Source organism: Phenylobacterium sp., assembly GCF_044371015.1.
GTDB lineage: Bacteria > Pseudomonadota > Alphaproteobacteria > Caulobacterales > Caulobacteraceae > Phenylobacterium.
In genome coordinates, this window is record NZ_JBILUK010000064.1 from 1 (window position 1) to 14,884 (window position 14,884).

Below are 14,884 nucleotides of genomic sequence, written 5' to 3' on the forward strand. Positions count from 1 at the left end.
CCGGCCGGGCCTTAGCCCATGACCGCGCGCCACTCAGCCAGGGCGGCTGAGCGTCTTTGGCGGTAGAGGTCTCGGCTGATGAGGTGGCGTTCCTGATTGAAGAGGTTGTGGACCGTGCCGTGGACGGTGGCGAATTTCTGGAGCGTCTTCATCCTGCGAAACCGCTCCATCGCCCGTTCTCGGCGTCGGAATGGTTGGTGTGAATTCTCGACCCGGTTGTTCAACCAGCGTCCGGTCTCCTGGCGACCGGCGGCGCCAATGGCCTTCAGCGCCGCGCCGTAGGAGCGCAGACCGTCGGTGACGATGGCGCGGGGCCGGCCGTGGCGTTTCATCGCTTTCTTGATGAATTTCAGCGCCGCAGCCTTGTCGCGGGTCGTGGTGACAAAGGATTCCAGCACCTCGCCCTCGTGATCGACGGCGCGCCAGAGGTAGCGCATCTCGCCGTTGATCTTCACGTAGACCTCGTCGAGATGCCAACGCCAGTGGGTGTGGCTCCGCATCCCGTCGACCCGCTTCTTGCGGATCTCGGCGGCGAACATCGGGCCGAACCTGGTCCACCATAGGCGCACGGTCTCGTGGCAGATATCGACGCCGCGCTCGAACAGCAGGTCCTCGACGTTGCGTAGCGACAGCGGGTAGCGGACGTACATCATGACCACCAGCCGGATCACCTCCGGCGAAGAGTCGAACCAGCGGAACGGATCGTGGGTCTTTTTCTGGCGGGCCATTTCGCCCGCCTAAACCCTACCTCTTACTGGCCGGTGCATTTGAGCTGACAATGCCGCTGCGGGCGATCGCACGGGCCTGGAGCTGGCGGCGCAAGCTGGAGGCCGGGCAGGTGAGCACCAATCTGGACCTGGCCCGTACCGAGGACGTATCCGACCGGTACATCGGCCGGATGATCAAGCTGGCCTATCTGGCCCCGGCAGTTCTCGAGAAACTGCTGCTGCAGCGGTGCCCACTGGCGGTGTCGGTCAAGGACCTGACGGCCATTGCCGACCTGCCGTGGGCCGAGCAGGTTGCCGCCGCCTTCGGCTCGTCAGGTGGATAGAGCCTGACACTTGCCCCCGGATGAACGCCCAAAAGCGGACCTACCGAAGTTCTGAGAAGGGTGGAAACCGGACCATAGTACCGGCTCCTTCGCGTCCACGATTGGCCATGAACTGCGATACATGTACCGTGCGATTATCGGACCATCGAAGGGTTTACGGTCAATCAGGTGACGACAGACGATCAGGCCAATCGCGCGCTACGCCCTGCAGTCATTCTGTGGGCGTTTTCCGGCCTCATTGGCATCCCTGCCGCGGTCTATTTCGACCTGCTGGGTGGCTGGCGCTGGCCACCGTACAATGCAATCTACGATCAGATGATCGTGAGCGTATATTTCGCGCTGGGTGTTTGTGCGGCGCGTGCCGTCAAAAACCCCATTCGACACGGCAGTTTCCTTTGGTTTGTAGCGATCTCGAGTTTCACGCACGGCCTCGTAATGCTGTTTCACGCACTACATGACCCAGCACACCTTCATCACCTATTCGGCGATGTTTGGATTCTGGCTGGCGGTGTTTCCTTGGCTTGGCCTTTGTGGCGGTCAAGGCGGGCCGATGATGGCGTTTGACGACCTCTCAGGGGGCGATAGTGCCCCCTTTGGGTCGTTTCTCCCCGTTGGGTTCGAGCCAGAGATCGGACCTTGGCCCGGCAGTCCACAAGAGGCCTCCAACGACAGGTGACATCCCCTAGATGAAGTCCGGCGCGAAGCGGATGTTGCGCCGCTCCAGGCCCTTCACGACCACATCGACGCCGCCGGACTTGATCATCCACTCCAGCCGGTGATCCCGGTACTCGCGCTTGAACAGCCCTTTCTCCACCAGCTCGGCGACATTGGGCATGGCCGAGGCCCGCGCCGAGGCGGCGACCTCCTCGACGCAGCTCGCCACCGAAGGTCGCGCATTGGCCCGCGCCAGCCAGGCCGCCAGTTTCGAACCCACAGGCGGCGGATGGCCATGGCCGACCGAGCCGTTGAGATAGGGAACCACCGACAGGTCTCCCCAGCCGAATGTCTCGCCGTTGAACCAGGTTCGATCCCCGAGTTGACCCTCCAGCCAGCTGTGGAAGCCGTCCGTCTGGCGTTTGGCCTCAGCGAACAGCGCCTCAGCGGCGGCGCCCTCGGCGCGGCGGAACCAGCGGATCTCCGAGAGGCCCCAGTTGATCGCCTCGTAGTGGGTGTCCATCACCTCTTCGAGCAAGCGCACCCGCGCGCGATCCGCCGCCCCGGGCGGCAGCATGGGCGGGGTCGGGTAGGCGTCCTCCAGATACTCCAGGATGATCGTGGAATCGAAGATCCGCGCCTCGCCGTCGGTCAGCGCCGGCACCTCGGCGCGCGGGCTGAAATCGGTGAACTCGGCGGCCGCGCCGCCGGCGCCCAGGCCGCCCGGCTGGGTCAGCTCAAAGGCCAGCCCCTTCTCGCGGAGCGCGATCTTCACCTTCTGCGCGTAGGGCGAGAGCGGGTGCTCATAGACGGTGATCATCGGCTCAGCCCTCACGGCGTTGGTAGACGGGCCGGCGCTTCTCCAGGAACGCCGTCACGCCCTCCTGGAAGTCGCCGTCGGAGCTGGCGAGGATCTGGTTGCGATCCTCCATGGCGATGGCCGCCTCCAGGCCCTGAGCGTCGATGGCGTGGTTCAGCGCCTCCTTGGTGAGCCGAAGACCCAGCGGCGTGGCGTGCAGCATGTCGTCGACAAAGCCCCTGGCCTCCGCCTCCAGCTCGCCCGGCTCCACAATCCGGCTGACCAGCCCCAGCTGATAGGCCCGCTCGGCGTCGATGAACCGGCCGGTCAGCATGTATTCCGCCGCCACCGATGAGCCCACCATGCGCGGCAGGAAGTAGCTCACCCCAATGTCACAGGCGGAGAGGCCGATGCGGATGAAGGCGGCGTTCATGCGCATGCGGGGCGTGGCGATGCGCACATCCGAGGCCAGGGCCAGGGCGAATCCGCCGCCCGCCGCCGCGCCGTCGACGCAGGCGATGATCGGCTGAGGACAACGCCGCATGGCGATGACGATCTCGCTGATCTCCCGCTGTCGGGTGAGCCCGGCGCCGATGGAACGGCCGCCTTGGGGATCGCCCCGTTCCTTGAGATCGAGGCCCGCGCAGAACGCCTGCCCGGCGCCCTTGAGAACCACGACCCGCACGTCACGCCGCCAGTAGAGGTCGACAAAGAACTCGCGCAGCTCCTTCACCAGGTTGCGCGAAAGCGCGTTCAGCCGCTCGGGCCGGTTCATGGTCGCCCAGACGACGTCGCCGTCCTGCTTGAGTTCCAGATCCGCCATGCTCAGAGCCCCTTCAGCCAATCGAGCAGCAGCGCGGTCACCTCGGCCGGGCGCTCTTGCTGGGTCCAGTGTCCGCAGCCGGGCAGCACGTGCACGCCGCGCAGGTCGGTCGCGAAGTTGCGCATCATCGCGCCCGGGTCAGCGATGCGGCCGAAGCCGTTGAACGCCGGGTCCTTGTCGCCGCCGATCAGCAGGGTCGGCATCGTGAGCTTTCGGTCCTTGAACTGCTGGAGCCATTCGTAGTCGCGCTCGTGGTTGCGATAGCGGCTGATCGGCCCCCGGAAGCCGGAGCGCTCGAATTCTTCCACGTAGTAGTCGAGGTCCGCCGCGCTCAGCCAGTCGGGGAAGACGCCCGGATCGACCAAGCCCTCCAGCAGGGACGCATCGACGCCCTTGATCGGCCAGCTGCCCTTGGGCGCCTCGCCGGCGATGCCGAAATAGAACTTGCGCAGGAAGTCGCGCACGTCCTTCTCCGCCTCCTCCTCCGGCGGCCCCACCTTCTGGAACCAGGCCTGGTAGAAGAACAGGCCCTTGTCGGTGAAGGCCTCCTTGAAGATGTCCGTGAAGGGTCGCGCCGGCGCCCCGGTGAACGCCACCGACAGCCCGGCCACCGCCGAGATCCGGTCCGGCCGAGAGAAGGCGGTGTTCCAGACGATGGGGGCGCCCCAGTCGTGGCCCATCAGGATCACGGGCGCATCGGGCGAAAGCGCGTCGGCCACCCCGATCACGTCTCCGGTCAGCGCCTCCATGCTGTAGGCGTCGATCGGATAGGGCTTGTCCGAGCCGCCATAGCCGCGCACGTCCAGCGCCGCGACCCGGTATCCGGCCGCCGCCACCGGCCCGATCTGATGCCGCCAGGAGTACCAGCTCTCCGGAAAGCCGTGGACCATGATGACCACCGGCCCCGTCTCACCCTCCACGGCCGTGCGCAGCCGCGCGCGTCCGGTATCGATTCGTGTGAAGGTCGGCATGGGCGTACGGCTCCGGGTTTGGACCGACGGCATGTTCGGGCCTGCGGGCCCGCTGGCAAGACTGACCGTGCGGCAGGGACCAGACCTCCCCCTCCGTCACCGTTGACCTCCCCCGCCGCCGGGCGAACAGTCGAAGGCCAAGGGAGGAAGCGCCGATGGTCTCGCTGGTCGAAACGGGCGCGGGGTTCGAGCATGTCGTCATCTCGCTCGAAGACCACGTCGCCACGATCACTCTGAACCGGCCGCATCGGCGCAATGCGCTGAACTATCCGGCCTATGATGAGCTGGAGCGCAGCCTGCGCACGGCCGCCGCCGATCCGGAGGTGCGGTGCGTGATCGTCACCGGCGCCGACCCGGCCTTCTGTTCCGGGGACGACGTGGGCGAGATCATGGCCGGGCCACGGCCGGTTTCGCGGGCGCCCATGCCGGTCACCTTCACGGCCACGCCCGCGGCCATGGCGGCGCTGGAGCTCGACAAGCCGCTGATCGCGGCGGTCAACGGCGCGGCTGTGGGCTGGGGCATGGAGCTGGCGCTGTTCGCCGATATCCGCATCGCCTCGGAGACGGCCAAGTTCGGCGAACTGTTCGTCAAGCGCGGGCTGGTCTGCGACGTGGGCGGATTCTACCGCCTGCCCGCCATCGTCGGCCCCGCCAAGGCCGCCGAACTGCTGTTCACCGGCGACGTGATCGACGCCGCCGAGGCGCTGCGGATCGGGCTGGTCACCCAGGTCACGCCGCACGCCGAGCTTATGCCCGCCGCCCGGGCGCTGGCGGCCCGCATCGCGGCCAATCCGCCGCTGGCCGTGCGTCACTTGAAGGCCGGTCTGTCGAAGTACGCCTATGGCGATCCACGCGAGATCGGGGCCTGGGCCATCGAGAAGATCCGCCTTCTGATGCAGACCGAAGATCACAAGGAAGGCGTCGCCAGCTTCCTCGAAAAGCGCGCGCCCACGTTCCAGGGAAGATGAGCATGACCAGCCGATCCGTCGCGGGTTCCGTCGTCATTGTCACCGGCGCGGCCAGCGGCATGGGCCGCGCCACCGCCGAGGTCTTCGCCGCCGAGGGCGCGCATGTGGCCGCCATCGACATCACAGAGGGCGCGCTGAACGAGGTGGTGGCGGGCATCCGGGCCCGGGGCGGCAGCGCCGAGGCCTACGTCCTCGATCTGGCCGACGGCGACGCGATCCGGTCTATCGTCGGCGCTATCGCCGCGCGCTTCGGCGGCGTCGACGCGATCGTCAACAATGCGGGGATATCCGCCTTCTCCCCGATCGACTCTGAGTCCTATGACCAAGTCTGGGATCGCGCCTTCTCGATCCTGATCACCGCTCAGCAGCGGTTGATCCGCGCCGCCCTGCCGCATCTCCGCAAGTCGGCCGCCCCGCGGATCGTCAACATCGCCTCCACCGAGGCGCTGGGCGCCACCAGCCGCGACAGTCCCTACGCGGCCGCCAAGGCCGCTGTCACGGGGCTGACCCGGGCGCTGGCGGTGGAGCTGGGTCCCGAAGGCATCACCGTGAACTGCATCTGCCCGGGGCCGATCCTGACCGGCATGACGGCCGGCGTGCCCGACGCCGACAAGCAGGTCTACGCCAAGCGCCGCACGGCGCTGCGCCGCTACGGCCGCCCGGAAGAAGTGGCGCACATCACGCTGAGCCTGTGCCTGCCCGCCGCCTCCTACATCACCGGCGCAACCATCCCGGTTGATGGCGGCCTTATGGCCCGGAACGCCTGACCTTCCAGCCGGCCTACCCCACCCCTCCCCAGCGCTTCGCGTCGGGGAGAGGCTATTCCGCCTTTCGGCCGAAGCCGGGCAAGCGCTGCAGCCAGCTCTTCTTGGCTTTCGACGGCGGCGTGGATGTCTGGGCGACGGGGGCGACCGCCGCCGGTTCCGGGACCACCTCCGCCGTCTGCAGGCCCTGGTCCTGATCGCACCGGACGTCCCGGGTCGGTGTCTCCGACACTGTCACGCTCAGCACCGGCATGCCGCCGGGCTTGGATGTCGCCACCACGGCCACAAAGGACCGGCGGCTGGGGATGTTGCAGTAGGTCTCACGTGAGGCCAGGAGGCCGGGCTCCCAGCGCGTGCGGGCGGGAGAGAAGAGGTCCGACCGACGCTTGATCGCCGCCAGCACCGCCTCGCGGATCACCACAGGTTCACCGCCCGTCACCCGCACGGTGCAGCTTACCGGGTCCGCGCCGCGCCGGATGGTCACCGCCTCGCCTTCGATGTCGTCAACCGGCGCGCCTTCGATCACGGCGGCCAGGCACGCGCCGGTCGCCGAGCGAGCCTCCTGGGCGGGGTCCGCCGCCGCGAGGTTGGGAAGCGCCAGCAACGCACCGGCCAGGATCAGAAGTCTCATCCGCGCCTGATCCCCCGTCATCGCGGCGACCATGTGGCGATCACGGCAATCGCTGCGGCGTCGGCACGTAGGTCTTGTGGCAGCCATTGCAGGCGTCATAGAGCCGTCCGCCGATTTCGAAGGCCTGCTCGGCGTTGCGCGCCCGGGACGCGGCCTCGCCTTCGGCTCCGGTCGACACCATCAGCGCGGCGAACTCGTTCCAGCAGCCCGGTCGACTGACCCCGGGCTCGGCCATGGCGCGGCCGGCCGCCTGCAGGGTCCGCGCACCGGCCTCGGCCGCAATCCACCGCGCCTCAGCGGCGGCCGACGCCTCGCCCTCAGGCGGATCGTTGCCGCCCGCCCAGAACGCCAGAGCGCCGGGATTCACCTCGGCGGCCATCAGCGCCTTCATCGCCGGATCCGGCGCCGCCAACGCCGCGCCGGAGAGCGCGGCCAGGGCGATCGCAATCAACAGCCGCATGGGCCGGCGATCAGAGTCCGCCGGCGGGCGTCGGCGCGGCCTGAGCGGCGGCCGGGGCCCGTCGCCGCGGCATCAACTTGAGCGCGGCGTCCAGCTCCTTGCGATCCACGCCACCGTCCTTGTCGGCGTCGACCATGGCGAAGAACGGCTTCAACCGTTCACCCATCTGCCCTTTAAGCTCAGTGACCTGCAACTTGGCGTCCATGCTGTCGTCCATCACCCCCATCATCAGGCCCGACTGCATCAGGCGATCGAGTTCCGGCTTGGGCTTGGCCACCGTCTCCTCGGTCCAGCGATAGTGGAGGTAGAGCGCCAGCATCTCCTCAGACGATTGCTCGCCCCAGCGGATCTCGCGCTTGGGGTCCGGATTCTGGGGGTTGCGGGTGGAGTTGTCGAAAGTCCAGCGTGTGATGATCCGCGAGCCCGCCGGCACGGTCAGGGGCTCTTTCAGGAAGTACTCGTACTGCCATTCGAACTCGTAACGCGGCAGGGCCAGCAGCATGCGCTCCCGGCCGTCAGGAAACAGGACCGAGACGTTCACCGAGCCGCCACGATGATGCGCGTGCGGCGTCAGGCCGTAGAGTACCATCTCGCGCGGCACATCGATATAGGCGCGCTCGGCGTGCCACTCCTCGCCGGGCGGGATCACGATGGAGAAGTCGAAGATGCCGAAGGTGCGCAGGATGTACTTCGGCTCCTGGCCCTTGGGGTAGAAGTAGATGCCCATCTGGGTCTCTTCCACGGTCTCGCGACCATAGGGCGTGTAGTGGTTCTGGAAGGCCACGCCGCCCGACGGCGGGATCCAGACGCCGGTGTCGTGCGGCTGCAGGTTCGATCCCCGCCCAGGGCCATAGCCGCCCAGCGAGGCGCCCCACTCCGATTCAGACGCCATGCCGCCGGCGCTGCGGTCGCCCGCAACCACGCCGGTCAGGATGTGGTGCACCACCTGGCGGTCGGTGACGCGGAAGGTCGTGGCCTTCATCCATCGGCCCTCGGGCATCGGGTTGGGCACAACCGGGCGCGAATAGTCGAGCACGCCGGATGCCGGGATCTTCACAGGCGGGATCGTGACGATCACGTCCGGCTTGCCCAGCGGCCAGTCGGGCGCCTGGAAGGTGATCTTGGCCAGAGGATCTTCGCCCCGTCCGCGCGGTGCGCCGGCCTCCACCCAGTGGACCAGGGTCTTGATCTCGGCGGAGGTCAGCCGCTCGTCGTGCTGGAAGGCGCCCACCGTCTCGTCGGCGAGAAAGGGCGGCATGCGGCGGGTGCGCAGAACCTCGCGGATCATGGGCGAAAAGCCCTTCACCTGCTCATAGGTGTTGAGCGGCATGGGCGCGACGCCGCCGGGCTGATGGCAGGTGGCGCACTTGGCCTGGATGATCGGAGCGACGGTCTTCACATAGCTGATGCGGTCATGCGCCCGGCCGCGCTCCGGGAACGCGATAACCCCGCCGGTCGCGATGCGGGTCGGCGTCGTCGGCGTGCGACCTACGGCCACGGCGGCGATCGCGGTGGCCGCCCAGGGTTCGCCCCTGGGCCCGGTCAGCGCCCCGCGCCAGGCCACGGTCCAACTGCGCGGATCGACGACAATCACCTCGCCCGCCCGGGTGACGCCCAGCTGCTCGCCCGCCAGTTGCTGATAGTCGAACAGCACCGGAAGGTTCAGGCCCAGAGCCTTGATCTGCGGGTTCACGGTCTCGCGCCGCTCCCCCAGCCGCGAAGCCAGCATCATCACCTCGACGCCCGGCGACCTGAGCGCCGCATAGGCCGCCGCCTCCCGGCGCACGGTGGCGTCGCCCGTCGCATAGGTGATCAGTACGACAGCCTTGGCGTCGGAAAGCCGATAGAGCTGGCGCGCGAGATAGTCCTGATCCGGCAGTACGAAATCGTCGACCGAAGCCGGCTGCGGGCTGCTCGCCACCGCCTGGGCGCCCAGCGCCAATCCGACCCCAAGGGCGAGCCCTGCCGCCCAGCGCCAAGCGCGCATCATCTTCGCTTCCCCCAACGCCCGTTTTCGAGCTTGGGGCATCATGACCGGCTTTGGTCGATCCGTCAGCCCGCGTCGGGCGTCTCGGACAGAGGCTCGGCCTCAGGTTCCGGTTCGGGCGGTGGCGGTGGCTGGAGACCGGCTGGAATCGCCTGTTTGGGAACCCGTGTCAGGGCTCGACCCATGAAGCCGCGCCACAGCTCAGCCGGCGCCGTTGCGCCGCTGATCCGGGCCATCGGTTTGTTGTCGTCACGGCCCATCCAGGCGCAGCTCGCGAGACCGCCCGTGTAACCGCAGAACCAGGCGTCCTTGTAGTCGGAGGTCGTGCCGGTCTTGCCCGCCAGATCGTAGCCCGGAACAACCGCGCGGGTCCCGGTGCCCGCCGTCATCGCCGTGCGCAGCATGCGGTTGAGGTCGCTCAGCGCCGGATTTCCCACCGCCTGAACCGGCGCAACAGGGCGCCGTCGCCAGATCGTCTGACCGCCCGACCGGATCCGCTCGAGGCCGTAGGCCGGCGTGCGCACACCGCCGGACGCAAGCACCGCATAGGCCTGGGTCATCTCGAGCGGCGAAACCAACGTGGTCCCAAGCGCCATAGCCGGATCGGTGTTGACCGTTGAGGCCACGCCCAGCCGCCGCGCCGTGGCCGCCACAGCCGGACGCCCCGCCTCATCGGCCAGCCGCGCGGCGACCGTGTTGACACTCCGCGCCAGGGCCGTTTCCAAGGATATCGGCCCCAGGAAGGCGCCGGCCTCGTAGTTCGAAGGGCTCCAGCCGGCGATGGTCACCGGCTCGTCGACAACCGGCGTATCCGGTGTCAGGCCCTGTTCCAGAGCCGTCAGGTAGACGAACGGCTTCCAGGCCGATCCCGCCTGTCGCTTGGCTGTCACCGCCCGATTGAAAGGCGCGCGCGCATAGTCGGTCCCGCCCACCAGCGCCCGGATCCGGCCCTGTCCATCGACGGCCACCAACGCGGCCTGTTCGGCCTGCTGGGCGGCGTAACGGCTGACGGTTCCGCGCGCCGCGTCGCCGGCTGCCCGGGTCATCGGCGCGTCCAGCGTCGTGTCGACGGTCAGATCGCGGGTCAGACGCGGGACCTGGCGGCGCACCTCGGCGTCGACCCAATCGACAAACCACTGAGCGGCGCCGTTCGGCGGCGTCTTCCAAACCCGGGGCTTCTGCTTCACCGCCGCATCGCGCTGGGCTGAGGTGATGGCGCCGGTGTCGACCATGGCGGCCAGCACCAGACGGGCGCGGGCCTCGCACTCGGCGGGTTTGTCGATCGGATTGTAACCGGTGGGCGACTTCAGGATCGCCGCCAGCATGGCCGATTCCTTCAAGGTCAGCCGCGCCGCCGGCTTGTCGAAATAGCGCCGCGCCGCCGCCTCCAGGCCATAGGCTCCGGCGCCGAAATAGGCGCGGCTGAGGTAGAGGCCCAGAATCTGGCGCTTGGAATAGGCGCGCTCCAGCTCCACGGCATAGACCAGCTCGGTCGCCTTGCGTTCCAGCGTACGGTCCTGATTCAGGAACAGCAGACGGGCGGTCTGTTGGGTAATGGTCGAAGCGCCCTGGGTTGCGCGCCCCTGGCTCACCCCGACCACGACGGCGCGTGCGATGCCCCGCGGGTCAAAGCCGTTGTGCTCGTAAAACCGCCGATCCTCGATCGCCACCACGGCCGCCGTAACGTGCGCCGGCAGCTTGCCGACATCCACGCCCGGCGCATAGCGACCGCCGCGAACCCCGATCACCACGCCATTGCGGTCCAGATAGGTGATCTGTGGGGCCCGTTCGATGGGCGGCATGCGTGGCAGTTCAGGCGCCTGGGCGGCCAGGACCGAAGCTGGCAACGCCAGGGCGGCGACGGTGGATGCGATCAAGGCGCGAAGGCTCCCGGCTCAGTCAGGCCCGTCCGCGCCCTGTCTCGCCCAGTCGCCGCGGCGGGCCAAGATAATTCGCGGTAATCCGCCGGATCGGCGCCGTGACTGAGCCGATCCTGGACGTGAGCCCCTTGGCCTAGAGCTCCATGAAACTCTCGAATCCGCCGAAGACCATCCGCCGCGTGTCGAACACGTCGGCGGTCATGTGCGCCGCCAACCGGGGATCAGCGAACACCTTGGCGTTGATCTCGTCGCGGGCGGCTCGGGTCGGATAGGTGATCCACGCCAACACCACCACCTCGTCATCCTTGGCCTGAACGGCGCGGGGAAACGAGGTCAGTTCGCCGTAGGGAACGTCATCGCCAACGCACTCCACATAACTCAGCGCGCCATGTTCCATCCAAACCTGGCCGGAGAGCGCCGCCATCGCCTTATAGTCTTCCCACCGCGACTTCGGCACGGCGAGTAGGAGTCCATCGACATAGGACATCAACAAAAGTCCTCCAGCCCGAACGATCGAGGTTCAATCCTAACAGTTCGCGGCGCGCGGCTTGAACCCCCCGCTCCCGCGGCGCACTTTGCAGGCGCTCGGATTCGCCGGCGCTGAAGAGGATATCCAACACCGTGCCAGAGGCGGTTCGACGGCGACGGCGGGTGAAGATCGTGGCCACCGTGGGGCCGGCGTCTTCGAGCCCCGAGGGGCTGGAGGAACTGTTCCGCACCGGCGCGGATGTCTTTCGCCTCAATTTCAGCCACGGAACCCAGGACCAGCACGCGGAGGTGATGGAGCGTATCCGTCGCGTGGAGAAGAAGACTGGCCGACCGATCGGTGTTCTCGCCGACCTGCAGGGCCCCAAGCTCCGCGTCGGCCGCTTCGCCGGCGGAGCGGTGGCTCTGCAATGGGGCCGTACGTTGCGCCTCGATCTGCAGGAACGCCCTGGCGACAGCCAGCGGGTGCAACTGCCGCACCCCGAGATCATGGCCGCCGCCTCGCCCGGCTCGGTCCTGCTGCTCGATGACGGCAAGATCCGGCTTGAGGTCACCCGCCAGACACCGGAATTCCTGGAGACCCGCGTGGTGGTCGGCGGCCGGTTGTCGGACCACAAGGGCGTCAACCTGCCCGGTCTCACCCTGCCGATACCGGCGCTGACGACCAAGGACCGCTCCGACCTCGAATTCGCGCTGAAGATCGGTTGCGACTGGATCGCGCTGTCGTTCGTGCAGCGGCCGGAAGACGTGTCGGAAGCGCGCGCACTGATCGGCGATCGCGCCGCCCTGCTCTCCAAGATCGAGAAGCCGGGCGCCCTTCAGTCCATCGACGAGGTGCTGCGCCTGTCGGACGCCATCATGGTGGCGCGCGGCGACCTGGGCGTGGAACTGCCGGCCGAGGACGTGCCCCTGATCCAGAAGCGGCTGATCCGCGCCGCCCATCGTCATGGCCGCCCGGTGGTGGTCGCCACCCAGATGATGGAGAGCATGATCGAGAACCCGACGCCGACCCGCGCAGAGGCCTCCGATGTGGCGACCGCGGTGTTTGACGGCGCGGATGCGGTGATGCTCTCGGCCGAGAGCGCCACCGGCAAGTATCCGGTCGAGACCGTGCGGATGATGGACCGCATCATCGCCCGCACCGAGGAAGACGACGAGCTGAAGGCCGCCCGCGCCGCCATGCGGCCGACGCCGGAACACTCGGCGGAAGACGCCATTTGCGCCGCCGCCCGCCAGGTCGCCGAGACCATCGAGGCCAAGGCCATCTGCGCCTTTTCATTGACCGGACGCACCGCCACGCGGGTGGCGCGCGAGCGGCCCTCGCCGCCGATCCTGGGCCTGACGCCCAGGCTGGAGACCGCCCGTCGTCTGGCGCTGGTCTGGGGCGTTCACGCCCTGCTGTCTGAGACCACGCACACCATGACCGAGACCGTCGCCCAGGCCGCCGCCCTGGCGTTGAAGAGCGGCTTCGCCAAGCGTCGCGAGGAAGTGGTGGTGGTCGCGGGCGTGCCGTTCGGCCAATCCGGCGGCACCAACTCGCTGCGCGTCACCAAGGTCACCTGAGCGGAGCCAGCACCTCGTCCGTGTGCTGCCCCAGCGTCGGCGCCGGAAGGCGCAGTGCGGGACGTTGGCCGTCATAGGCGAAGGGCGCGGCCGGGGTGATGTAGCGGCCCACATAGGCGCGTTCCATCTCGGCCCAGAAGCCCGTGGAGGCGAGCTGGACATCGTATCCCAGTTGATCGACGCGCAGCGCCGGCGCCGCCGCCACGCCCCGGGCCTGCAGGGCCAGGGCCGCCGCGTCGGGCGTGAGGCCGAAAGCCCAGGCGGCGACGGCGGCTTCGATCCGGTCGGCATGGCGGTTGCGCCCCGCAACCGTCGCCAGTTCCGGGTCCTCCAGCCACGCCTCGGCGCCAATGACCTGACAAAGCCCTCGCCAGGCCTCAGCGCTTTGGACGGAGAGGGCCAGCCAGGTGTCCGGCTCAAGGCCGCGCACCACGCAGGTCGGCGCCGCGCGGGGACGCCGGCTGCCAGTTCGTGGCAGCGGACCATCACAGTCTTGCTGGGCGATCAGGGCGTCGGCGGCGTAGGCGAACAGGCAGGCCACCTGCGCCAAGTCGATCTCCGCGCCCCCGTGTTCGGCGCGACCCCACAGCGCTGCAAGCAGGGCGTTCGCCGCGTTCAGCCCGCCGATCGGATCCCCGAAGGCTACGTGCTGCAAGCAAGGGGCCCAATCATCGCGGCCGTTGGCGAAGGGCATGCCCGACGCCTGTTCCACCGTCGAGCCATAGGCCCGGATGCCGCTCAAGGGTCCGCCCAGGCCGAACGCCGGCATCGAGATCGAGATCAGTTGCGGATTGAGCGCGCGGCGCACCTCGGCGCCGAGGCCCAGTTTCTCCATGGCGCCCGGGGCGTAGTTCTCGACGAACACATCGGCGTCGCCGATCAAGGCCTTGGCCTTGGCGAGGCCGTCGGGCGTGGTCACATCCAGCACAACGCCGCGCTTGTTCCGGTTGACCGAGATGAAGTTGTACTTGGTCTCGCGCGGCGGCGGATCGCCGCTCTGGTCCGTCTCCCAGCCTCGCCACCAGTCCGGATGGCCCTCGGACTCGATCTTGATCACGTCGGCGCCGAGATCGGCCAGCGTGCGGGTGCAAAGCGGCCCAGCCCAGCCCATGGAAAAATCCACCACCCGGAGGCCCCGCAGCGGCGCCGAGGGCGGGCCGCCGGCGAATCGGACTCCCGATTCCCCGCGGTGGGCAAAGCGATATGGCAGCGTGGGGCCGACACGCCCTTCCGCATCGAAGGGCGCGAAAGCGCCGCGCTGCCGCCAGTGCGGCTCCTGCGGCAGCCCGGCGAGATCCGCCATCGGAGTCAGGGGAATGCGGCGCTCGAACCCGCCCTGCACCCATCGATCGCTCGACCCCTTCGAGACGGCGTCCGCGACCAGCGGATCGATCTCGTCGGCCAGCAACAACCGCTCGACCGAGGTTGCGTAGCGGGGCTCTCTGGCCATCGCCTCCCGGCCGATCAACTCACAGAAGGCCTTCCATTGGGCGGGGATCAGCGCGGTTACACCCAGCCAGCCATCGGTCGTGGGATAGCTCCCGCAGGGATAGGTCGGGACGAAGCGATTGACCCCGAGGCGCACCGCCAGCCCGCCCTCCATCAGCGCGGAGACAGCGCCGGTCTCGGTCAGGCACATGTGGGCCTCGTGCACGCACACCGAGATGCGCCGCGGGCGGGGCTGTGCGAACAGCGCGCCCATAGCGGCGTTGAAGGCGGCCAGGGCGGCGCTCACCTGCGGACCGTGCCCCTGGGCGAGGGTCGGCGGCCCCTCGGCCGGACCGAAGGCATAGACCAGCCCGGTCAGCGCCTGGATCACCTCGTCGGTTCCAGGCCAATCGGCATAG

General features: G+C 68.4%; 15 protein-coding genes. 5 read left to right on the forward strand and 10 right to left on the reverse strand.

The annotated features are described in order from the left end of the window. Window positions 1-11: 11 nt before the first annotated feature. Entirely contained in the window at window positions 12-728 is a 717-nt protein-coding gene (locus ACIQ3R_RS07540; protein ID WP_397416912.1) for an IS6 family transposase, read from the reverse strand. A gap of 50 nt (window positions 729-778) precedes the next feature. On the opposite strand from ACIQ3R_RS07540, the gene ACIQ3R_RS07545 reads away from it, so the two are divergent. After that, window positions 779-1,051, forward strand: coding sequence for a hypothetical protein (locus ACIQ3R_RS07545; protein ID WP_397416914.1), 273 nt, complete (start codon window positions 779-781; stop codon window positions 1,049-1,051). A 168-nt stretch (window positions 1,052-1,219) separates the two neighbouring features. Further along, window positions 1,220-1,615, forward strand: coding sequence for a DUF6632 domain-containing protein (locus tag ACIQ3R_RS07550; protein ID WP_397416916.1), 396 nt, complete (start codon window positions 1,220-1,222; stop codon window positions 1,613-1,615). A 118-nt stretch (window positions 1,616-1,733) separates the two neighbouring features. On the opposite strand, the gene ACIQ3R_RS07555 is transcribed toward ACIQ3R_RS07550, so the two are convergent. Genes ACIQ3R_RS07555 through ACIQ3R_RS07565 form a run of 3 tightly spaced genes read right to left on the reverse strand, consistent with a single transcriptional unit; the run spans window position 1,734 to window position 4,298 of the window. Further along, window positions 1,734-2,525: a glutathione S-transferase family protein gene (locus ACIQ3R_RS07555; protein ID WP_397416918.1), complete on the reverse strand. Its 792-nt coding sequence runs from the start codon at window positions 2,523-2,525 to the stop codon at window positions 1,734-1,736. A gap of 4 nt (window positions 2,526-2,529) precedes the next feature. Continuing rightward, a complete protein-coding gene (locus tag ACIQ3R_RS07560) occupies window positions 2,530-3,327 on the reverse strand; it encodes an enoyl-CoA hydratase/isomerase family protein (RefSeq protein WP_397416919.1) in 798 nt (265 codons plus the stop codon). A gap of 2 nt (window positions 3,328-3,329) precedes the next feature. Then, window positions 3,330-4,298 carry an alpha/beta fold hydrolase gene (locus ACIQ3R_RS07565; protein WP_397416921.1) on the reverse strand — a complete coding sequence of 323 codons (969 nt, stop codon included), beginning with the start codon at window positions 4,296-4,298 and terminating at the stop codon, window positions 3,330-3,332. 155 nt (window positions 4,299-4,453) lie between these two features. Here ACIQ3R_RS07565 and ACIQ3R_RS07570 point away from each other — a divergent pair, with 155 nt between their 5' ends. Both ACIQ3R_RS07570 and ACIQ3R_RS07575 read left to right on the forward strand, forming a co-directional pair. Then, window positions 4,454-5,266 (forward strand): enoyl-CoA hydratase/isomerase family protein, encoded by an 813-nt coding sequence (locus tag ACIQ3R_RS07570; RefSeq protein ID WP_397416923.1) that lies wholly within the window; start codon window positions 4,454-4,456, stop codon window positions 5,264-5,266. A gap of 2 nt (window positions 5,267-5,268) precedes the next feature. Further along, a complete protein-coding gene (locus ACIQ3R_RS07575) occupies window positions 5,269-6,033 on the forward strand; it encodes an SDR family NAD(P)-dependent oxidoreductase (protein WP_397416925.1) in 765 nt (254 codons plus the stop codon). Between the two features lie 52 nt (window positions 6,034-6,085). Here the strand turns inward: ACIQ3R_RS07575 and ACIQ3R_RS07580 are convergent, their stop codons facing one another. The 5 genes from ACIQ3R_RS07580 to ACIQ3R_RS07600 all read right to left on the reverse strand — a co-directional run bounded on the left by ACIQ3R_RS07580 (window position 6,086) and on the right by ACIQ3R_RS07600 (window position 11,475). Beyond that, window positions 6,086-6,661 carry a hypothetical protein gene (locus ACIQ3R_RS07580; RefSeq protein WP_397416927.1) on the reverse strand — a complete coding sequence of 192 codons (576 nt, stop codon included), beginning with the start codon at window positions 6,659-6,661 and terminating at the stop codon, window positions 6,086-6,088. Between the two features lie 40 nt (window positions 6,662-6,701). After that, window positions 6,702-7,121, reverse strand: a complete 420-nt coding sequence (locus ACIQ3R_RS07585) for a hypothetical protein (RefSeq protein WP_397416929.1) — start codon at window positions 7,119-7,121, stop codon at window positions 6,702-6,704. Window positions 7,122-7,131: 10 nt separating this feature from the next. Further along, on the reverse strand, window positions 7,132-9,111 hold the full coding sequence (locus ACIQ3R_RS07590; RefSeq protein ID WP_397416931.1) for a hypothetical protein: 1,980 nt from the start codon (window positions 9,109-9,111) through the stop codon (window positions 7,132-7,134). A gap of 62 nt (window positions 9,112-9,173) precedes the next feature. After that, a complete protein-coding gene (locus tag ACIQ3R_RS07595) occupies window positions 9,174-10,985 on the reverse strand; it encodes a transglycosylase domain-containing protein (protein ID WP_397416934.1) in 1,812 nt (603 codons plus the stop codon). A 136-nt stretch (window positions 10,986-11,121) separates the two neighbouring features. Next, window positions 11,122-11,475 carry a DUF1428 domain-containing protein gene (locus ACIQ3R_RS07600; RefSeq protein WP_397416937.1) on the reverse strand — a complete coding sequence of 118 codons (354 nt, stop codon included), beginning with the start codon at window positions 11,473-11,475 and terminating at the stop codon, window positions 11,122-11,124. Between the two features lie 134 nt (window positions 11,476-11,609). On the opposite strand from ACIQ3R_RS07600, the gene pyk reads away from it, so the two are divergent. Next, window positions 11,610-13,037 (forward strand): pyruvate kinase, encoded by a 1,428-nt coding sequence (gene pyk / locus ACIQ3R_RS07605; protein WP_397416939.1) that lies wholly within the window; start codon window positions 11,610-11,612, stop codon window positions 13,035-13,037. On the opposite strand, the gene ACIQ3R_RS07610 is transcribed toward pyk, so the two are convergent. Continuing rightward, the coding region (locus ACIQ3R_RS07610) for a CoA transferase (protein ID WP_397416941.1) at window positions 13,030-14,884 on the reverse strand (1,855 nt) is incomplete at its 5' end. The genes pyk and ACIQ3R_RS07610 overlap by 8 nt on opposite strands.